The organism is Sphingobium xenophagum, from assembly GCF_031457465.1.
Taxonomy (GTDB): Bacteria; Pseudomonadota; Alphaproteobacteria; order Sphingomonadales; family Sphingomonadaceae; genus Sphingobium; species Sphingobium xenophagum_A.
In genome coordinates this window covers 257,385-276,568 of record NZ_JAVDWV010000003.1, presented here as the reverse complement: position 1 = coordinate 276,568, position 19,184 = coordinate 257,385, and the positions used below count along the sequence as shown (strand labels likewise).

Here is a 19,184-nt window from a genome sequence, read left to right as displayed (position 1 = left end):
CTCGCTTCGCGAGCGGTCCCCCTCCCCGTGCCGGGGAGGATTTAGTTCTCGATCTTTACGAAATCGAGTTTCAAGAATTTGTCCATCATCGGGCCTTTCCATTGGTCGGGCACGGGGATGGTGCCCAAGGCCCAGCCGATGATGTCGGCATCCTGTTCGTCCATGAAGCGTTCGAACCAGGCGATGTCGGCTTCGTCCCATTCGGCATGATAGCGTTCGAAATAGCCGCCCACGGTATAGTCCGCCTCGCGCGTGCCACGGTGCCATGCGCGGAATTTCATGCGGCGCATCTGGGGATTGTCGTTCATGGTCATTCCCATTTCCGTTCGTCCTGAGTAGCCATTGAGCGAAGTCGAAATGGCGTATCGAAGGGCCGGTGCTTCGATACGGGTCTTCGACTTCGCTCAGCCCCTACTCAGCACGAACGGGAGTAGGGTTGAGCAAAAACAGCCGGGCCGAACGTGCGTTTGAGTATATGTCCTGCCTGGAGTAGAGCGCAGCAGATAGACATGCGACCCGATATTCTCAATCCGCTCTTTGCCGAAATCTCTGTCCTTAAGGGCATTGGCCCGGCGCTGGCCCGCCCGCTGGAGCGGCTGGGGCTGGCGCGCGCAGTCGATATCGCCTTTCATCTGCCGGTCAGTTGGGTCGACCGGCACCTGACCGACGAACTGGACATGGCTGATGCGGGGCGGGTGATCGGCATCGAACTGACGCCGGTGGACTATAAGGCCAGCGGCGGCGCGCGCACCCCGTTTCGGGTGCAGGCGACCGATCGGTACGGCAATTATGTGTCGCTCGTCTATTTCGGCAAGAATAGCGGTTGGCCGCGCAAGCTGTTGCCGCTGAACGAGACCAAATTCGTGTCGGGCAAGCTGGAAAGCTATGGCGAGACGCTCCAGATCGTGCATCCCGATGTGTTGCCGCCGGAAGAGGCGGGCAGCGTTCCTGCGCGCGAATCGGTCTATGGCCTCTCCGAAGGATTGACCAACAACCGGATGCGCGATCTGGTAGCGCAGGTGCTGGCCCGTGCGCCCGACCTGCCCGAATGGATCGAACCCAGCCTGCTGGCGCAAAAGGGCTGGCCGGGATGGCGCGCGGCGCTGACGCGCATTCATGCCGATCCGTCCGATGCCCCGGCGCGCGAGCGGCTGGCCTATGACGAGATTTTGGCGGGGCAGTTGGCGTTGATGCTGGTGCGGCAATCGTCCCGGCGGCGGCGGGGCGTGCCGATCGCGGGCGACGGGCGGTTGCGGGCGATGCTGAAGCTGCCCTTCGCGCCGACCGGGGCGCAACGCCGCGCCTTTGGCGAGATTGAGGGCGACATGGCGCAGGCGACGCCGATGCTGCGCCTGCTGCAGGGGGATGTGGGGTCAGGCAAGACGCTGGTGGCGCTGATGGCGCTGCTCAATGCGGTCGAGGCCGGGATGCAGGGGGCGATGCTGGCCCCGACCGAGATATTGGCGCGGCAGCATTATGAGACGCTGCGCAAGATGGCGTCGGGATTGCCGGTCGAGATCGCCATCCTGACCGGGCGCGACAAGGGCAAGGTGCGCGAGGCGACGCTGATGGGGCTGGCGGACGGCAGCATCGACATATTGGTCGGCACCCATGCGATCTTTCAGGAAAAGGTGCAGTATAAGGCGCTGGGGCTGGCGGTGATCGACGAGCAGCATCGGTTCGGCGTGGCGCAGCGGATGATGCTGGCCAACAAGGCGGCGCAGGCCCCGCACCTGTTGGTGATGACCGCGACGCCGATCCCGCGCACGCTGACGCTGACCTATTATGGCGAAATGGAAGTGTCCAAGCTGGACGAGATGCCGCCGGGGCGGCAGCCGATCCAGACGGTGGTGATGGCGGCGACCCGGCTGGACGAGGTGGTCGATGCGCTGGCCCGCCATGTGGGCGGCGGGGGGCAGGCCTATTGGGTGTGCCCGCTGGTGGAAGAGAGCGAAACCAGCGATCAGGCGGCGGCCGAGGCGCGGGCGGAATCGCTGCGGCTGCGTTTTGGCGAGGCGGTGGGGCTGGTCCATGGCCGGATGAAGGGGCCGGACAAGGATGCCGCCATGGAGGCCTTTGCCGCCAACCGGACGCAGATATTGGTCGCGACCACGGTGATCGAGGTCGGCGTCGACGTGCCCAATAGCAGCCTGATCATCATCGAGGGGGCCGAACGCTTCGGCCTGGCGCAGTTGCACCAGTTGCGTGGGCGGGTGGGGCGCGGCGACAAGCCGTCGGTGTGCCTGCTGATCCGGGGCGGCGCGCTGGGCGAGACATCACGCGCGCGGCTGGCGCTGATGCGCGAGACCAATGACGGGTTTCTGATCGCCGAGGAAGATTTGCGGCTGCGCGGCGCGGGCGAAGTGCTGGGCACGCGGCAATCGGGCGAGGCAGCGCTCAAGCTGGCGACGCCCGAACATATGGCCGCGCTGATCGACCCGGCGCGCGATGACGCCAGGCTGTTGATCGAACGCGACGGCGGGCTTGATAGTGTGCGCGGGCAGGCGGCGCGGGTGTGCCTGTATCTGTTCGAGAAGGACGCGGCTGTGGGGTTGTTGAGGGGAGGGTAGTTGGCGGAAGACGAGCATTCGCTAACATAAATTCCTCTCCTGCAAGGGGCGGGGGACCACGAAGTGGCGGAGGGGTGTCGCCCTCACGATAGGGTGACACCCCTCCGTTTGGCCTGCGGCCAGCCACCTCCCCCGCCGGGGGAGGAATTTTGGGAGGCTGCCAGAATCGAGCATTGTTCCCCCTCCCGCAGGCGGGAGGGGGTTAGGGGGTGGGCAGGCGCGACGGTGCGCTAGCCCACCCCGCTGCGACTAAATTCCCTCGGCGAAGGGCCGGGGAGGAAAGAAGCCCAAACGCTCGGCAACTATGCTGCACCTGCGAAGCAATCAGCGTTGTGCCGCGTTTTCTTGGGATGGACATCAGCCTGACCCATATCACGTCGATCGCCGCCGTTTCGATCGCGCTCGCTATGGTCTCGGCCTTCCTGCTGCACTGGGCGCTCTACGCCATCGCGTTGCGGCTTGTGCGGCAGCGGATGGACCCGGTTTTGCTGCCGACGCTGTTTCAGCCGACGCGGTGGCTGGTGGTGTTGCTGGCGCTGGGAGCGGGGCGCCATCGCGGTGCCAGTGATCGCGATGATCCTGATGGCGATTCCCGGTGTGCGGACGATCGGCGTGACGCTGGCCGCGTCGGCGGGTCTGGTCGGCCTCGCCGTCGGCGCGGCAGCGCAGCCCGCGCTCTCACTCTCTCTGACCTGATTGTCAGTAGTCTGGTCTGCCGTACCAAGATGCTGTGGCAGGCCGCATCGGGGCGGCGGTGCTGCCGATTAAAATGGAGGAGAGAAGGGTGTTGGCCTTTGTTCCGGTCAATCTGGCGGCAGCAGCCATTAAGTTTCGAGGGCCATGTGACATAACGCACCTACATGACATCAACTGCGAAGGGTAAAAATGATGTAATCATTCTCGTGCCCATTTTACATGAAGGCTGTCTTACAGCTTTTCCGTCAACTCCGGCACGATCTTGAACAGATCGCCCACCAGGCCGATATCCGCCACCTGGAAGATCGGCGCATCCTCATCCTTGTTGATGGCGATGATGGTCTTGCTGTCCTTCATTCCGGCAAGATGCTGGATAGCCCCGGAAATGCCCACGGCGACATAGACTTCCGGCGCGACGATCTTGCCGGTCTGCCCGACCTGATAGTCGTTGGGCACATAGCCCGCATCGACCGCGGCCCGGCTGGCCCCGACCGCAGCGCCGAGCTTGTCGGCGAGCGGATAGATGACCTCCTCGAACGTCGGCCCGTCCTTGAGCGCCCGACCACCCGACACGATGATCTTGGCGCTGGTCAGTTCCGGCCGCTCCAGCTTGGCGATTTCCGCCCCGACAAAGGACGACAGCCCCTTGTCCCCCGTCGAAGCCACCGCTTCCACCGTACCCGAACCACCCTCGCGAGCCGCCTTCTCGAACGCCGTACCGCGAACGGTGATGACCTTCTTGGCATCCTTGCTCTTGACCGTGGCAATCGCATTGCCCGCATAGATCGGCCGCGTGAACGTGTCTTCGCCCTCGACCGACAGAATATCGCTGATCTGCATCACGTCGAGCAGCGCCGCAACGCGCGGCGCGATATTCTCGGCAAGCGCATGGCCATAGGCGGTATCGTCAGCGACATGCACCTTGCCGACACCCGCAATCTGCGCGGCGGCGGCGGCTACGCCCTCGACGCCTGCGCCAGCGACCAGCAGATGCACTTCGCCGAGCTTCGCAGCGGCGGTGATGGCGGAAAGAGTCGCGTCCTTGACCGCGCCGCCCTCATGTTCAACCCAGACAAGCGTCTTCATGCGGCAACTCCCATGGCCTTGAGCTTGGCAACCAGTTCATCGACATCGGCGACCTTGACGCCCGCTGTCCGCTTGGGCGGTTCTACGACCTTGAGCGTCTCCAACCGTGCGCCGATATCCACGCCATAATCGGCAGGCGTTTTCTGCGCGAGCGGCTTGGACTTGGCCTTCATGATGTTGGGCAGCGACGCATAGCGCGGCTCGTTCAAGCGCAAGTCGGTGGTGATGATCGCCGGGGTCGACAGCTTCACCGTCTCCAGCCCGCCATCGACTTCGCGCGTCACCGACACGCTGTCGCCCTCGACCTCGACCTTCGACGCGAACGTGCCCTGCGGCAGGTTCAACAGCGCGGCGAGCATCTGGCCGGTCTGGTTGCTGTCGTCGTCGATCGTCTGCTTGCCCAGGATGATCAGGCCAGCGCCTTCCTCTTCCTGGACCTTGGCAAGCAGTTTCGCCACGGCCAGCGGCTCGACCTCTTCATCGGTCTGGATCAGGATCGCCCGGTCCGCGCCCATCGCCAGCGACGTGCGCAGCGTTTCCTGCGCCTTGGCAACGCCGATGGACACGGCGATAACCTCGGTCGCCACGCCTTTTTCCTTCAGGCGGATGGCTTCTTCGACCGCGATCTCGTCAAACGGGTTCATGCTCATCTTGACGTTCGCCAGATCGACGCCCGTGCCGTCCGCCTTCACACGCGGCTTCACATTATAATCAATGACCCGCTTCACGGGCACAAGGATCTTCATGGCCTGCTCCATTTCTATAATGGTCTGACCATTAAGGAATGAGACGCGTCTGTCAATCCCGTTCGGTCCGGCCATTGCGCCTTTCTGGGCGTCGGCTATAGCTTTGCGTACCCCTATCGGAGCGCACTCTATGGCATCGTCCCCGTCCCCCAAGCCCAGTTTCGCCCCTATCAAGACGCGGCGCGCGTTCGAGGTGATCTGTGAACAGATCCGCGAACAATTGGCGGCGGGCACGCTCAAGGCGGGGGACAAACTGCCCGCCGAACGGGAATTGGCGGTCGAATTTCAGGTCAGTCGCAGCGCGCTGCGGGAGGCTTTGCGCAGCCTGGAGGTTGCGGGCATCATCCGTAATGTGAAGGGGGCGAAGGGCGGGGCGTTCGTTCAGACGGCCGAGCCGGACCGGATCGTGCAGGCGATGCAGGATTATGTCCATCTGGGTGATATTTCGCTGGGTGAACTGACCGAGGCGCGGCTGGCGTTGCAGGACATTATCGTCAGGCTGGCGTGCGCGCGCGCCACGGAAACCGACCTGGCTGAGCTGGAGGCGATTGCCGAGCGGACCAAGCGGGAAACCAGCGTGGAGGCGCGCTATACTTGTGCGGTGGAATATTATGCCGTGCTGGCGCGGGCGACCAAGAACCGTATCTTTGGCATCTTCGTCGATTCGCTATCGGCGATCCTGCACGAATTTGTGCGGGGGCCGGACTATGAGACGTTGCAGCAATCGCTGATCGAATCTCGGTTCAAGCTGGTGCGGCATTTGCGGGCGAAGGATGAGGAAGCGGCCGTCGGGGAAATGCGCAAGCATCTGGAGCGGGTGCATCGCCATGTCCGCAAGAATAGCAAGGCCGCCGCCAAGGGCTGATTGACCGGGCTATCCTCGCCATGCAATAGGTAGGACCATTGAATATATGGCTCCATAGGTTAGGTGCGGCATGGCGGATGACGGCAAGATAGTGATGGCGGGCGCGCTGGACGGCGTGCGGGTGCTGGATTTCACCAGCGTCATGGCCGGGCCTTTCGCCACCCGGATGCTCGCAGACCTTGGCGCGGAGGTCATCAAGGTGGAATCGCTTGAGGGCGATCAGGTCCGTGCGCGGCCGCCCAAGCGGGATGGGCATAGCGCCTATTTCGGCAATCTGAACGCGGGCAAGCAGTCGATCGCCTGCAACCTTAAATCGCCGGAGATCATCGACCTTATCAAGCAACTGGTCGCCACCTGCGACGTGCTGGTGGAAAATTTCCGGCCGGGCGTCATGGCGCGCTTCGGTCTCGATTTTGCGAGGCTGGCGGCGATCAACCCGCGGCTCATCTATTGCTCGATCTCCGGCTATGGCCAGACCGGGCCGAAGGCGCTGCACCCGGCCTATGCGCCGGTGATCCATGCGGCCAGCGGCTTCGACATGGTCAACCTGCGCTATCAGGACGGGGCGGACCGGCCGGCGACCAGCGGCATCTTCATCGCCGACGTGCTGGGCGGCACCCATGCGTTCGGCGCAATCCAGGCCGCGCTCTATCAGCGGGAGCGGACGGGGCAGGGGCAGCATATCGACCTGTCGATGCTGGAAGCGATGGTCGGCATGCTGGTATTCGAAACGCAGGAGGCGCAATTTCCGGGCGACGCGCGGCGGCCGCTCTATACGCCGCTCAAGACCAATGACGGCTTCATCATGGTCGCGCCGACCAGTCCGCGCAATTTCGAGCAATTGTCGGACGCGGTCGGCCATCCCGAATGGCGCGACGATCCGCGATTCCTGACCAATGCGGATCGCAATGCCAATTGGGCGACGTTGCTGGCGCTGACCGAAGAGTGGACGCTGGAGCGCAGCGCGGCGGAGGCCGAGGCGATCCTGTCGCGCCATGGCGTGCCCTGCGCCCGCTATCGCGAGATTGGCGAGTTGCTGGACGATCCGCAATTGGCGGCGCGGGGGGCGTTCGCGCAGGTGCATGACGATGCGGGTGCCTTCAAGGTGACCAACCCGCCCTTCCGCATGAGCGGGTCGCGGGTCGAGGCGCGGGACCATGTGGCGCGGCTGGGCGAGGATGGCGCGGCGGTGCTGGCCGGGCTGGGCGTCAGCGCGGAAGCGGTGGCGGCATTACGGGCCAGCGGCGATCTGGGCTGACACGCGCCGCTGCAAAGGCTGCGAAGTTCACACCGTTGCAGGCCACGCATTTGCGTGAGAGCGGAGTCGTGGCGTGGATTTCGCAATAGGAGAATTTTTGCGAAGTTCATGCGCGCGCTCGTGCGGACAGGGTGGCGTGGGACGGACTGTTGGAAAGAGCCGGGGACAATGATGGCATGAGGGCGGTGGTGTAGGACAGTGGGATTTTGGCCGATTGCGGAATGTCGGGTTTTGGCGGTCTCTCTCGGCAAACCGGAAGTGTTGCCGTTTGGGATTGAACTGCTGCTTGCCAGGACCTAGAAGTTAGAATTGACCTAAAATTCGTCAGCTCAGATAATCGAATTTCCTTAAGCCGGCACAAACCAAGGCATGCTCATGACCACGAACGACACTGAGATTTCTTGGGACGACCGGGACGACTTTGAGAACGATTCTGCTGTAGAGAATGAGGAGGACATCCACGTTGCGGCCTCTGACTTCGAACGCCTGCTCATTGCACCGAGCGATTGGACTGTCAGTACGATTTATGATTTGATAGGTAAGCAGTTGCAACTCGATCCCGCTTATCAACGGCGGAACGTATGGCAAGCCAAGGCAAAGTCGCAGTTTATCGAGTCATTGTTACTGGGAATACCGATTCCGCAGATTCTGCTTGCATCAAAGGCCGGGCAAAAAAACTCCTTTTTGGTGCTCGACGGCAAACAACGCCTTTCCACAATTAAAGAATTCATCGACGGAAGATCGTCAGACGGACGAGTGTTCAAACTTAAAGGCCTACGTATACTCAATACCTTAGAGGGAATGAGTTGGACTGATCTGCGAAATAATGATGATTGGGCCGACAGACTTAGTAATGAACCACTTAGAACCACAGTTCTTAGGGGTTGGGAAAATGAGTCTGCTCTTTATGAGATATTCTACAGACTCAATTCTGGAAGTGTAAAGCTCTCCCCTATGGAACTTCGCATGTCGCTACTTCCAGGAGAATTTCTTAAGTTTATAATATCTTGGACAGAGACGATTGGCCCGATCCACCATCTTCTTCGGAAACGTCAGCCAGACGCACGCATGTCAGACGTTGAGCTTGCCATTAGATACCTCGCATTCAAGAATCAAAAGACACAATACGCTGGCGATCTTAAATTATTTTTAGATGAGTTCTGTAAAAGTAAGAATTCCGATTTTACGGCTGATCCAAACAAAGAAGTTGAAGCTGAAAATCTTTTGCTACAAATGAATGAGGCGATAGATACCGGACTAGCTGAATTTACTGATCGTGAGTTTTGTCGCAAATATTCTGCCGGCTCCTATGAAACTCGATTCAATAGAGCGTTGTTCGACGTATTGGTCGGCGCATTGTCGCGACCTGACGTGCGGCAGTGGACTGCTGCCAATCCGGGAAAAATGAAACAACTCTATGAAGGTGTATGCGACCGCCATCCTGAGTTCGTTAAAGCGGTTGAAACCACTACGAAATCCCCTGAGGCAACGCGTAACCGGTTTACAATTTGGTATGAAGCCGTGGAAAATATAACTGGCATACGAATGCCCATTCCAGATATCAAACAGTGAAATTTCCTACACCTCACTACCGGGCGCTGGCTACTTCGATCAGAAAGGCCAAGTTAATTACTGGTGGAATAAATAAGCTTGGATGTCAGACAGACCTTCAACATTTGAAGTTGCAATCCTACATTCTACTTTGTCATTCAGCACTTGAGCAATATATTGAAGATTTGGGACTGTCAGCAGCTCAAGCCGCTCGCTCAGCTTATGCCAGTTCAGGCGTGATAACCAAGACGCTTGTAGCCCTCATCTCGTCCAAATTAGTGAGCGACCTCCCAGAAAAAAGCAAATATAAGTTAACATCAGAGTTGGCTTCGAATATCGAAGAATTTTCTAAAGAGGCGTTCAATCGCTATCGGGATGTTGTGCTATCAAACAACGGAATAGTTGAAAGAGATCAAAATAGTATTCTTCTTCCGATTGGAGTTGATCCCGCATCTGTCGATTTGGTATTGAAGAATAATCTACACTCTTTCGGTGCGAAAAGGGGTGATGTGGCACATAAATTCAAAGTTCAACGAACTGACACATTGACGGCTATAGATACTGATTTGGCAACCATCGTCGGCGGCATCATTGCCTATGACCAAGCAGTTTGCGAAGCGCTAAAGTCACGCATGAGATAGGCGCTGGTCATTGTTATGTCCGCTTTCGAGGCTCTAGCGCGGTTGCGTGAACGGCCATACATGGCGCAAACCAGGCATTCAGCGGGAGAGGCCCTAGACCCCTCCCGCCCACACCCTCCTTACCGCAACAATTCCCGTGCGATCGTGTTCTTCTGGATCTCCGACGATCCCTCGTAGATCCGCGTGATGCGAATGTCGCGATACAGGCGCTCGATCGCGAAGCCCCGGCAATAGCCGGAGCCGCCGAAAATCTGGACCGCGGTGTCGACCGTGCGGCTGCCCGCTTCGGTAGCGAACAGTTTGGCCATGGAGGCGAGTTCGCGTTTCTTTTCGCCCTGGTCGTAGCGCCAGCAGGCGTCGAGCAGGATCAGGCGCGCGGCGCGCATGTCCGTCGCCATGGTGGCGATATAGTGGCGGATCGCCTGGAAATCGGAGATGACGCCGCCAAAGGCGGGGCGCTGTTTCGATTCCTCGATCGCGAGTTCCAGCGCATATTCGCCCATGCCGACGGCGGTCGCGCCGACATTCATGCGGCCCTCGTTCAAGCCTTCGAGCGCATAGTGGAAGCCGCGCCCTTCTTCGCCGAGCAGGGCGTCGGCGGGCAACTGGCATTCGTCGAAGGTCAGTTCGTAGACGCCGGGGGTCGCGGTGCCCATCAGTTCGATCGTGCCGGTGACGGCAAAGCCGGGCGTGTCGGCGGGCATCAGGAAGGCGGATATGCCGCCGCGTGGCCCGGCGGCCTTGTCGGTATAGGCATAGACGATCACATATTTGGCGTTCTTGCCGTTGGAAATATAGGTTTTGGAACCGTTGATGACCCAGCCGTCGGCGTTGCGGGTGGCGGTGGTGCGCATCGAGCCCGGATCGGAGCCGCTATTGGGTTCGGTGAGGGCAAAGGCGATCGGGATTTCGCCCGACACCATGCCGGGGATCAACTGCTGCTTTTGTGCTTCCGAGGCATGATAGACGATGTTGCGCGCGCCCGGACCCATGAGCGGGCGCAATTCGGTCCAGAATTGGGGGGGAAGGCGGGCGAGTTCTATCTGCACTGCCGCCTGCGCGAGTGCGCCAAGGCCCAGGCCACCATATTCTTCCGGCAGCGACAGGCCGAAATAGCCATTATCGACCAGCGTTTGGCGCACGATCGGCGGGACTTTGCCGGTGGCCTGAAATTCCGCTTCATAAGGGAGCAGGTCGCGCACGATGGCGCGGGTGACGTCGCAAAATTCCTTGATGTCGTCGGGCAGTTCAAAGTCCATCTTGTGCCTCCTTCTTATCCGAATCCGTGGGGGCGGCCGTGCGCACCTCTCGCTAATGGTCCTACCATTGTGATAATGGTCAGTCCATTACAATTTCTGCCTATTGGGGCAAGGGGCCGCTGTCCTTTGGGGCAGTTGTCCGGTAAGGCTGAGGTCGCCCGATGACGCCACAGCGCGCGGGTGGAGGGTAACAAGAGTAAGCGGCATGGCGACCGATCCGTTCGACCTTAATCTGCGCCACCTGCGCGCGCTGCTGGCGATCCGCGAACATGGCAGCATCACCGCCGCCGCCGATGTGGTCAGCCTGTCGCAACCGGCATTGACGCAGGGGCTGGCCAAGCTGGAGCGGCAATTCGGCTACACCTTTTTCGAGCGGCGGTCGGGCGGCATGGTGCCCACGCCCATGGGCGAGATCGTCATCGAACGGGCGCGCGCGGCGCTGGATCATCTGTCGCAGGCGGCCAAGGGCTTGTCGGGCGTGTTCCATTACCCTGAGCGGTTAATGACGATGACGCAGTTGCGCGCCTTCCTGGCGCTGGCGGAGGCGGGGAGTTTCGCGGCGGCGGCGCATGGCAGCACCCTGTCGCAGACGGCGGTGCATCGCGCGGTCGGCGATCTGGAGCAGATGATCGGCGGGAAGCTGGTCGAGCGGCGGGGTAGGGCCGTGTGGCTTAATCCGGCGGGCAAAAGACTGGCGCGGGGCACAAGGCTGGCGGTAGCGGAGATCGTCGCGGCGCTGGCGGACATCGGGCGCGATAGCGGGAGCGGGAGCGAATTGATCGCGTTCGGGGCATTACCATTGGCGCGGCCCTATCTGGTTCCGGCGGCGATGGCGCGGATGGCGCGGAGCGACCCGCGCGCGGCGTTCAAGGTTCTGGAGGGAAGCTGGCGGGAACTGGTGGAGCCGCTGCGCGACGGGGTGATCGACATGGTGGTCGGCGCGCTGCGGCCGTTCGAGATTGCCGACCTGTACCAATTGCCCTTGTCGGAGGATCGGCTGGTGATCGCGGCGGGGAGCCAGCATCCGCTGGCCAAGGTGGCCAAGCCGACGATGGAGCAACTGGCGAGCTATCCGTGGATCGTCGCGCCGGCCAATTCGCCATTGCGCGAACAGTGGGAAAAGCTGTTCGGGCAAGGCAAGGTGCCAGCGACGCCGGTCGAGTGCGGGTCGGTGATGATCATCGGGCGGTTGTTGACGGAGGGGGATTTCCTGACGCTGCTGTCGCCCGATCAGGTGGCGTTACAGATCCGCAGCGGACTGCTGACGCAGGTGGGGCCGCCGCTGGAAGGCAGCAAGCGCGTGGTGGGAATCACGACGCGGCGGAGTTGGCGCCCGACCGCGACGCAGCGGCGCTTTCTGGAAATGCTGGGCGAGGCGGCCAAGGGCGAGCGGGTGGCGGGCGCGCCGCCGGACTTGCGGGAATCGGGCTGGGTGTGAGGGGCTAATCCAGGTTGATCCAGACAGCCTTCGTTTCCAGATAGTCCTCGATATGATGCGGGCCGGACTCGCGGCCGAAGCCGCTCATGCGGTAGCCGCCGAAGGGGACGGCGGGGTCGAGCATCTGGTAGCAATTGACCCAGACGGACCCGGCGCGGATGCCGCGCGCCATGCGGTGCGCCGTGCCAAGGTCGCGGGTCCATACACCGCTGCCCAGGCCAAATTCGGTGGCGTTGGCGCGGGTCAGCACCTCCTCGATCGTGTCAAAGATGAAGGCGGAGAGGACCGGGCCGAAAATCTCTTCCCGCGCGATCGTCATGTCGTCGGCGACATGGGTGAAGATGGTGGGTTCGATGAAATAGCCCGCATCATAGGCCGGGCCGCTCATGCGCGCGCCGCCAGTCAGGGGGCGGGCGCCTTCTGTATTCGCGCCTTCGATGAAGGCGAGGATCTTGTCCATTTGGGGCAGGGAAACGACCGGCCCCATCTGGGTGGTCGGGTCCAGGGGGTCGCCGACCTTGATCGTCTTCGTGAAGGCGGCCAGGCGCTCCATGAATTCGTCGTGGATTGAGCTTTGCACGAACAGGCGCGTGCCCGCGCTGCAAATCTGCCCGGCATTGGCGAACACGGCCATGGCGGCGGCAGGGACGGCCTTGTCGAGATCGGCGTCGGCAAAGACGATGTTGGGCGACTTGCCACCCAGTTCCACCGTTACACGCTTCATCGTCCCGGCGGCGGCGTGCAGGATTTTTTCGCCGACGCCGGTGGAGCCGGTGAAGGCGATCTTGTCGACGTCCGGGTGGCTGGAGAGCGCCGCGCCTGCATCGCCAAGGCCTGTGACGATGTTGATGACGCCGTCCGGCACGCCCGCTTCCAGGCATAGTTCGCCAAAGCGCAGCGCGGACAGGGGCGTCTGTTCGGCGGGCTTCATGACGAGGGTGCAGCCGGTGGCGAGTACCGGCCCGGCCTTCCACACCGACATGCCGATCGGGCCGTTCCACGGGTTGATTGCTGCGACCACGCCGATGGGTTCCTTGAGCGTGTGGGAGAGGACGTCGCCCATGGCGCTGTTGTCGATCGTGTCGCCCGCGATCAGCGTCGCCTGCCCCGCATAATAGCGCAGCAGCGCCCCGGCCCGCGCCTTGCCCATAATCGTGCGGCTATAGGGTGCGCCAAGGTCCAGCGTGTCGAGCATCGCCAGTTCCTCGAAATGCTGCTCCACCAGATCGGCGAGGCGCAGCATGATGCGCTGGCGCTCCACCGGCTTCATCCGCCGCCATGGCCCCTCGAACGCGGCGCGGGCCGATTTGACCGCGCGGTCGACATCCTCCGCGCCGCCCTGCGCCACGGTGGCGAGCAGGTCGCCGGTGGCGGGGTTGCGGGTCTCGAACCGCTGCCCCGACAAAGCGGGGACGCGCTGGCCGCCGATCAGCATGTCCTGATGCGGGGTGTCGAGCAGGGCGGGGCGCGGGGGGATGATAAGCTGGGTCATGGGAGCTTCTTTCAGGCGGCGATGTTGGATGTGACGGCGTCTTGCAGGATGAACTGCGCTGCGCGCTGGGCGATCATCATGGTGGGGGCGGAGGTGTTGCCGCTGATGATGTCCGGCATGACGGAGGCATCGACGATGCGCAGGCCCGATACGCCGCGCACGCGCAGGCGATTGTCCACGACGGCCATCGGGTCGCTGTCCGGCCCCATCTTGCAGGTGCCGGTGGGATGATAGGCAGTGTTGACGATCTGGCGCAGGGCGGCGTCGATCTCGGCGTCGCTTTGATGCTGCGCGCCCGGTTCGATTTCCGCGCCGGTCATGGCGGCGAGCGCTGGCTGCGCGAAGATATGGCGGCAGGCGCGGAACCCGGCGATCAGCGTTTGCATGTCATAGGGATCGGCAAAGAAATTGGGATCAATGACCGGCTTGTCTTCCGGCCGGTTGCTGGCCAGACGGACCGACCCGCTGCTTTTGGGACGCAACAACTGGATGAGGCCCATATAGCCGTGGCGGCGGGGGACCGAGCGGGCGTCGAGTTTTAGCCCGGCGAGGAATGTGATCTGGATGTCGGGGCGACCCGTTCCGTCGGTGCAAAGGAAGCCGCCTGCCTCCGCGACATTGGAAGCCAGCATCCCTTCGCGCTTCAGCAGATATTTGAACGGGCTGGCGAGAATGCGGGGCAGAACCTTGCCCGACACGGCATAGGATTCCGCCGACGGGTTTTCCATCGCGACATGGACGGTGGGATGGTCCTGCAAATGCGCGCCGACGCCGGGCAAATGGTGGACAAGGTCGATGCCCATCTCGTGTAGATGATCCTGCGGGCCGATGCCCGACAGCATCAACAGGTGCGGCGAATTGGTCGCGCCCGCACACAGGATGATCTCTCGCCGCGCCGCGATGGTGCTGCGTGCCCCGTTCGTCTCTATTTCCAGCCCCACCGCGCGACCCCGGTCGAACAGGATGCGGCGGACCATGGTGTCCGCCATGACGGTCAGGTTGGTGCGATCCAGCGCGGGATGGAGAAAGGCGCGGGCGCTCGACAGGCGGGTGCCGTTGCGCTGGTTGAGGTCGTAGCGGCCAAAGCCGTCCTGGCGCTCGCTGGCGAAATCATCATTGCGGCGATGCCCCGCCTGTTCTGCCGCGTCGACGATAGCGGCGCTGACCGGGTTCCAGCTTTTGGGCTTCTGCACATCCAGTTCGCCGCCCTTGCCGTGCCAGGGCGTATCGGGACCGGCGTAATTTTCCACCGCCTTGAACGCGGGCAGAACATCGTCATAGGCCCAGCCGTCATTGCCCGCATCGGCCCAGGCGTCATAGTCTGCCCGTTGCCCGCGAATATAGACGCCGCCGTTGATGGCGCTGCATCCTCCGAACAGCTTGCCGCGCGGAAAGTTGATGGTGCGGTTGTTCACGGCGGCGTTGCCGGTCAGCGCCTGTTTCCAGTTATATTTTGCGTGCGGCAGCAGGAAGATATTGCCGACCGGCATCGCGGTCTTGAGGTTGATCGGACATTTTTTGTCGGATGGCCCGGCTTCGATCAGAGCGACGCGATTGGTCGGGTCGGCGGACAGGCGATTGGCCATCAGGCTGCCCGCCGAGCCGGAGCCAATCACGATATAGTCGAAGCTGTCGCTCATAGAATTGCGTCCTTGCGGCCGAGCGCGGGCACATGGCCCCGCACGGCGATGAAGCCCAAGGCGTTGACCAGCATCAAAGCCGCGAGCGCGCCGAAAAAGCCGAGATTGCCCCAGTCGATCAGGACGGCGCCCGCCACCGCGCTGACGATCGCGCCGATGCGGCCCGCTGCGCCCATAAGGCCGAGGCCACGGGCGCGCAGGCCGGTCGGGAAAGCGTGCGCGCCGACCGCGAACATGGCCGATTGCGCGGCGCTGGCGAAGAGGCCGAGCGCGCCGAGGCAGGCTAGGACAGCCCCTTCGTTGCGCGCGCCGCTGATTGGCAGCAGGGCGAGGGTGGCGCAGACGGCCGCCCCGACGATTGCCATCAGGATCAGCACCGGACGCGATCCGAAGCGGATGATCGCCAGCGACGCGATCATCGCGCCGATGGTGCCGCCGATGTTGAAGCTAGTCAGGCCAAGGCTGGCGGTCTGCAGGCCAAAGCCTGCGCTGGTCAGCATGGTCGGTGCCCAGTTGAACATGAGGTAGATCATGAACATGCCGGAGAACATCGCGACCGACAGCGCCAGCGTGTCGCGCAACAGGGCCGTGCCGAACAGGTTGCGCATCGGTTCGTAGCGGGGCGCTTCCCCGGCGGCGCGTGGCACATGCGCGACGGAGGCAGGGTCGGGATGGCCGATGCGGCGCAATATGCGGTCCAGTTCAGCGGCGCGATCGGGCCGTTCCGCCAGATAGCGGGGGGATTCGGGCAGGACGAACCAGAGCCACGCGACGAAGATCATCGTCACGCTGCCGCCGATATAGAAGAGCCAGCGCCAGCCAAGGCCCGGCAGGATCAGTGCGGCCGCGACCCCGCCCAATATCCCGCCGATCGACACGCACACCACGCCGAAGGTCACGGCGACGCTGCGCCAGCGGACGGGGGTGAATTCGGCGATCATGGCGCTGGCGGTGCCGGGGACGCCGCCAAGGCCCACGCCCGCCAGCGTCTTGAGCGCAGCGACTTGCCACAATGTCGTGGAAAAGCCGGTAAGCAGGGTCGCAACGCCGAAGATGGCGACGCCGATGATGAGCGCGCCGCGCCGTCCGAAGCGATCGCCGACCCAGCCCGACGTCAGCGTGCCGATGGCCATGCCGACAAAGCCCAGCGCGAACACGGACCCCAATGCCGTGCGGTCGATGCCCCATTCCTGGAGCAGCGAGGGCGCGGCGAGGCCAAGCATCTGATTGTCGAGGCCGTCGAGAATGACGGTCGCGGCGATCATCAGCACGGACCAGATCTGGTAGGACGACATGGGTATGTCATCCAGCATCCCTTTACTGCTGCCTTTCCTTGGGACGACCGCCAACACCTTCTCCTTACCCTGGGCCATGTGTGGCCGCTCTATTCATTTATCGACAGGCAATTGAAAAACCGGAATATCGCTATCAGATGTCGAGGACGAGGTTCGCGCTTTTTGACCCCGAACAGCAAACCATGATCGACCTGTTGGCGGCCTTGTCGTCGTCCGACAGGAAATGGTCGCGATGGTCGGGAATACCGTCCAGCACCTTGACCTCGCAGGTGCCGCAAATCCCTTCGGAACAGGCGAAGCCGACATTGACACCGGCGCTGAGCAGCGCGTCGAGCATCGTCTCGCCTTCCTTGACCGCGATGGTCTTGCCGCTCCTGGCGAGTTCAAGCGTATAGCCGCCCTCGGTCGCCATTTCGGTTTCGGCCGAGAAATATTCGATATGGGCGTGGCCCTTGGGCCGGTCGCAATTGATCGCGACGAAAGCATCGAGCATCCCACCGGGACCGCAGCAATAGAGATGCGCGTCGGCGGGCGCTGCGGCGCAGATGGCTTTGAGGTCGAGGCGGCGGCCACCGGGAATGCCGTCATAGGCGATTTCCACCCGGTCATAATCGGACAGGCGATCGACATAGGCGGCGCGCTCCGGCGAGGCGGCGACATAATGGAGTTCCCAGCTTTTGCCGAGTTTTTCGAGACGTGCGATCATGGGGAGCATCGGCGTGATGCCGATCCCGCCACCGATCATCACGGTGTGGCTGGCATCCTCCACCATCGGGAAATTGTTTTTCGGCTCCGAGATGTCGAGGATCTGGCCGACCTGCCATTTTTCATGGATGTGGCGCGATCCACCGCGACCGTCGATGGCATGATGGACGGCAATTTCATAATAGCCGCGAATGGCGGGATCGTTGACCAGCGAATAGCTGCGCGCCAGACCGGGGGAAAGCTGGACGTCGATATGCGCGCCCGGATCGAAGGGCGGCATCAGCCCGCCATCGACGGGTTCGAGGATGTAGCTGTTGATGCCTTCGGCCTCCCAGCGGATATTCTTCAGTCGTGCGCGCATCACCCTCTCCGTCCGGTGCGATGCGTCTCTTGGCAGGGCCGGGGCGCCATGGATCGGCGCACCGGATAAACCGCAATGCGTGTCGTCACCTCTATCATCCTTGTCCGAGGCACCGGGGCATGGATCGCCCCGGCCCTTATATATGTGTCACTCAGCCGCTTCGACCTTGTCGGGCCAGCGTACCGCCTTGGCCAGTGCCGATTCATAGGCGTTGGCGAGCGTGTCGCTAGGGTCGTGCAGGAAGGAGCCTGCGCGCGCGCGATAGAAGATGCTGGGGTCTTCGATGCCCGGTGGCAGCGTCCCCTTGTTGGCGAGCGCGCGGGCGGCCAGCAGCACGCGGCGGCGGACGCGGGCGATCATCTGGTCCGTAGGGGCCAGATTTTCAAAGCTGTGGTCAGTGATCGGTCCCATGCTTTCGGTCACCGCCTGATCCTGCATCGTGATGTTGGGGATGCCGGTGAACTGGGTGCCGTTGCGCTGGGATTCCCGGTCGATCGCCCAGTCATTCTTCTCGCTATCGGGCGAGCGCCAGCGGCCAAACCAGCCGGTGGTCGTCGGCGCATATTCGAGCGGCGCGAACAAGGGCGTGCCGTCCTTGAGCGTCGACGTATAGGCCGGGTTGCCCGCGTCCACGCCGCAGGTGATGTCGAACAGCATCGAATGTTCGTCGTCCATCGGCACCCAGGCGCGGGCGATCGCGCGGGTGGCGAAGCGGTTGTTGGGCGTCTGCGTCCAGAAGGGGAACATATAATGGGCGACGCGCCAACTCATCTGGCCATCATCGTTCGGACGATAGCCGCCATACATGACGCCCCAGTCGGCCTGCGCCACTTCATAGTCGGGCGCGCGGTTGAGGACGGTCGGGCGCATCGGATGATCCTCATCCAGATCGTCCGCTTCGATCGAGCCGACATGCAGGAAGCCGACATGGCTGGTGTCGATGTCACCCTCCAGCGCCTGGAGCCAGTTGCAGTCGCGCTGCAGGCACCAGATTTCGGCGTCCGGGTGCATCGTCGCTTCGATTTCCGGCAAGGGCGGCGGGGCGGACTGGTTTTCGCCCATATAGACCCAGATCAGGCCGTTGGCTTCGTGCGTCTTATAGGCCTTGGCATGGACCTTGTCCTTGAAGTCCATGCGGGCGGGGACGGACGGCATATCGACGCACTTGCCGTCGACGTCGAACTTCCAGCCGTGATAGACGCAGCGTATGCCGTTTTCCTCGTTGCGGCCGATGAACAGCGACGCACAGCGATGCGGGCAGCGATGGTCCATGATGCCTACGCGGCCTGAACTGTCGCGGAAGGCGATCAGCTTTTCGCACAGGATCATCAGGCGCAATGGATCGCCGTCAGCAGTAACTTCGGACGACAGGCAGGCGGGCAGCCAATATTGGCGCATCATCGTGCCCATGACCGTGCCCGGTCCTACCCTGGTCATGTCGGCGCTATCTGTGGACTGCATGAGTTTTTCAGCCTCTTCCTTGCTTTTCGTTATCGGCGCGGCGTGAATCGAAGCCAGTGCCATTCCCTGATCCCTGACTAGAGCCACTCCACGTCCCGCCCCAATCGGAATGTGGTCGGA

At 62.3% G+C, this 19,184-nt stretch carries 15 protein-coding genes and 1 pseudogene; 7 read left to right on the top strand and 9 right to left on the bottom strand.

Annotated features, from left to right (window positions below; genetic code table 11):
- Positions 1 to 41: 41 nt before the first annotated feature.
- On the bottom strand, positions 42 to 308 hold the full coding sequence (locus J2W40_RS04470) for an FAD assembly factor SdhE (RefSeq protein ID WP_310222186.1): 267 nt from the start codon (positions 306 to 308) through the stop codon (positions 42 to 44).
- Between the two features lie 201 nt (positions 309 to 509).
- On the opposite strand from J2W40_RS04470, the gene recG reads away from it, so the two are divergent.
- Together recG and J2W40_RS04460 are read left to right on the top strand one after the other, a co-directional pair.
- Positions 510 to 2,570, top strand: coding sequence for an ATP-dependent DNA helicase RecG (gene recG, locus J2W40_RS04465; RefSeq protein WP_310222185.1), 2,061 nt, complete (start codon positions 510 to 512; stop codon positions 2,568 to 2,570).
- A gap of 350 nt (positions 2,571 to 2,920) precedes the next feature.
- Positions 2,921 to 3,248, top strand: a pseudogene (locus tag J2W40_RS04460) (mechanosensitive ion channel family protein); the annotation flags it as partial.
- 249 nt (positions 3,249 to 3,497) lie between these two features.
- On the opposite strand, the gene J2W40_RS04455 reads toward J2W40_RS04460, so the two are convergent.
- Together J2W40_RS04455 and J2W40_RS04450 are read right to left on the bottom strand one after the other, a co-directional pair.
- The gene (locus tag J2W40_RS04455) at positions 3,498 to 4,352 is read right to left on the bottom strand and encodes an electron transfer flavoprotein subunit alpha/FixB family protein (RefSeq protein ID WP_310222184.1); all 855 of its coding nucleotides are present in this window, start codon (positions 4,350 to 4,352) and stop codon (positions 3,498 to 3,500) included.
- The gene (locus tag J2W40_RS04450; protein ID WP_310222183.1) at positions 4,349 to 5,098 is read right to left on the bottom strand and encodes an electron transfer flavoprotein subunit beta/FixA family protein; all 750 of its coding nucleotides are present in this window, start codon (positions 5,096 to 5,098) and stop codon (positions 4,349 to 4,351) included. Before J2W40_RS04450 ends, J2W40_RS04455 begins: the two co-directional genes overlap by 4 nt.
- A 130-nt stretch (positions 5,099 to 5,228) precedes the next feature.
- On the opposite strand from J2W40_RS04450, the gene J2W40_RS04445 reads away from it, so the two are divergent.
- The 4 genes from J2W40_RS04445 to J2W40_RS04430 all read left to right on the top strand — a co-directional run bounded on the left by J2W40_RS04445 (position 5,229) and on the right by J2W40_RS04430 (position 9,413).
- Complete coding sequence (locus tag J2W40_RS04445) at positions 5,229 to 5,963, top strand: FadR/GntR family transcriptional regulator (protein WP_310222182.1); 735 nt, start codon at positions 5,229 to 5,231, stop codon at positions 5,961 to 5,963.
- 70 nt (positions 5,964 to 6,033) lie between these two features.
- Positions 6,034 to 7,221, top strand: coding sequence for a CaiB/BaiF CoA transferase family protein (locus tag J2W40_RS04440; RefSeq protein ID WP_310222181.1), 1,188 nt, complete (start codon positions 6,034 to 6,036; stop codon positions 7,219 to 7,221).
- A gap of 375 nt (positions 7,222 to 7,596) precedes the next feature.
- Positions 7,597 to 8,793 (top strand): GmrSD restriction endonuclease domain-containing protein, encoded by a 1,197-nt coding sequence (locus J2W40_RS04435; protein ID WP_310222180.1) that lies wholly within the window; start codon positions 7,597 to 7,599, stop codon positions 8,791 to 8,793.
- Positions 8,790 to 9,413: a HEPN domain-containing protein gene (locus J2W40_RS04430; RefSeq protein ID WP_310222179.1), complete on the top strand. Its 624-nt coding sequence runs from the start codon at positions 8,790 to 8,792 to the stop codon at positions 9,411 to 9,413. Before J2W40_RS04435 ends, J2W40_RS04430 begins: the two co-directional genes overlap by 4 nt.
- A gap of 119 nt (positions 9,414 to 9,532) precedes the next feature.
- Here J2W40_RS04430 and J2W40_RS04425 read toward each other — a convergent pair whose 3' ends face one another.
- Complete coding sequence (locus J2W40_RS04425; RefSeq protein WP_310222178.1) at positions 9,533 to 10,672, bottom strand: acyl-CoA dehydrogenase family protein; 1,140 nt, start codon at positions 10,670 to 10,672, stop codon at positions 9,533 to 9,535.
- Between the two features lie 205 nt (positions 10,673 to 10,877).
- Between J2W40_RS04425 and J2W40_RS04420 the strand changes: the two genes are divergently transcribed.
- Positions 10,878 to 12,110: a LysR family transcriptional regulator gene (locus J2W40_RS04420; protein ID WP_310222177.1), complete on the top strand. Its 1,233-nt coding sequence runs from the start codon at positions 10,878 to 10,880 to the stop codon at positions 12,108 to 12,110.
- A gap of 4 nt (positions 12,111 to 12,114) precedes the next feature.
- Here J2W40_RS04420 and J2W40_RS04415 read toward each other — a convergent pair whose 3' ends face one another.
- The 5 genes from J2W40_RS04415 to J2W40_RS04395 form a co-directional block, all read right to left on the bottom strand.
- Positions 12,115 to 13,602 (bottom strand): aldehyde dehydrogenase family protein, encoded by a 1,488-nt coding sequence (locus J2W40_RS04415; protein WP_310222176.1) that lies wholly within the window; start codon positions 13,600 to 13,602, stop codon positions 12,115 to 12,117.
- Between the two features lie 11 nt (positions 13,603 to 13,613).
- Complete coding sequence (locus tag J2W40_RS04410; RefSeq protein ID WP_310222175.1) at positions 13,614 to 15,242, bottom strand: GMC family oxidoreductase; 1,629 nt, start codon at positions 15,240 to 15,242, stop codon at positions 13,614 to 13,616.
- Positions 15,239 to 16,615, bottom strand: a complete 1,377-nt coding sequence (locus J2W40_RS04405; protein WP_310222174.1) for an MFS transporter — start codon at positions 16,613 to 16,615, stop codon at positions 15,239 to 15,241. The genes J2W40_RS04410 and J2W40_RS04405 overlap by 4 nt, the downstream gene beginning before the upstream one ends.
- 55 nt (positions 16,616 to 16,670) lie before the next feature.
- Entirely contained in the window at positions 16,671 to 17,603 is a 933-nt protein-coding gene (locus J2W40_RS04400) for a PDR/VanB family oxidoreductase (protein WP_310222173.1), read from the bottom strand.
- Between the two features lie 147 nt (positions 17,604 to 17,750).
- Positions 17,751 to 19,040, bottom strand: a complete 1,290-nt coding sequence (locus tag J2W40_RS04395) for a Rieske 2Fe-2S domain-containing protein (protein ID WP_310222172.1) — start codon at positions 19,038 to 19,040, stop codon at positions 17,751 to 17,753.
- Between the last annotated feature and the right edge of the window lie 144 nt (positions 19,041 to 19,184).

Coding starts and splice junctions, on each gene's coding strand:
- J2W40_RS04470 (WP_310222186.1), bottom strand. CDS start 308: ATGAACGACAATCCCCAGATGCGCCGCATGAAATTCCGCGCATGGCAC.
- recG (WP_310222185.1), top strand. CDS start 510: ATGCGACCCGATATTCTCAATCCGCTCTTTGCCGAAATCTCTGTCCTT.
- J2W40_RS04455 (WP_310222184.1), bottom strand. CDS start 4,352: ATGAAGACGCTTGTCTGGGTTGAACATGAGGGCGGCGCGGTCAAGGAC.
- J2W40_RS04450 (WP_310222183.1), bottom strand. CDS start 5,098: ATGAAGATCCTTGTGCCCGTGAAGCGGGTCATTGATTATAATGTGAAG.
- J2W40_RS04445 (WP_310222182.1), top strand. CDS start 5,229: ATGGCATCGTCCCCGTCCCCCAAGCCCAGTTTCGCCCCTATCAAGACG.
- J2W40_RS04440 (WP_310222181.1), top strand. CDS start 6,034: ATGGCGGATGACGGCAAGATAGTGATGGCGGGCGCGCTGGACGGCGTG.
- J2W40_RS04435 (WP_310222180.1), top strand. CDS start 7,597: ATGACCACGAACGACACTGAGATTTCTTGGGACGACCGGGACGACTTT.
- J2W40_RS04425 (WP_310222178.1), bottom strand. CDS start 10,672: ATGGACTTTGAACTGCCCGACGACATCAAGGAATTTTGCGACGTCACC.
- J2W40_RS04420 (WP_310222177.1), top strand. CDS start 10,878: ATGGCGACCGATCCGTTCGACCTTAATCTGCGCCACCTGCGCGCGCTG.
- J2W40_RS04415 (WP_310222176.1), bottom strand. CDS start 13,602: ATGACCCAGCTTATCATCCCCCCGCGCCCCGCCCTGCTCGACACCCCG.
- J2W40_RS04410 (WP_310222175.1), bottom strand. CDS start 15,242: ATGAGCGACAGCTTCGACTATATCGTGATTGGCTCCGGCTCGGCGGGC.
- J2W40_RS04405 (WP_310222174.1), bottom strand. CDS start 16,615: ATGGCCCAGGGTAAGGAGAAGGTGTTGGCGGTCGTCCCAAGGAAAGGC.
- J2W40_RS04400 (WP_310222173.1), bottom strand. CDS start 17,603: ATGCGCGCACGACTGAAGAATATCCGCTGGGAGGCCGAAGGCATCAAC.
- J2W40_RS04395 (WP_310222172.1), bottom strand. CDS start 19,040: ATGACCAGGGTAGGACCGGGCACGGTCATGGGCACGATGATGCGCCAA.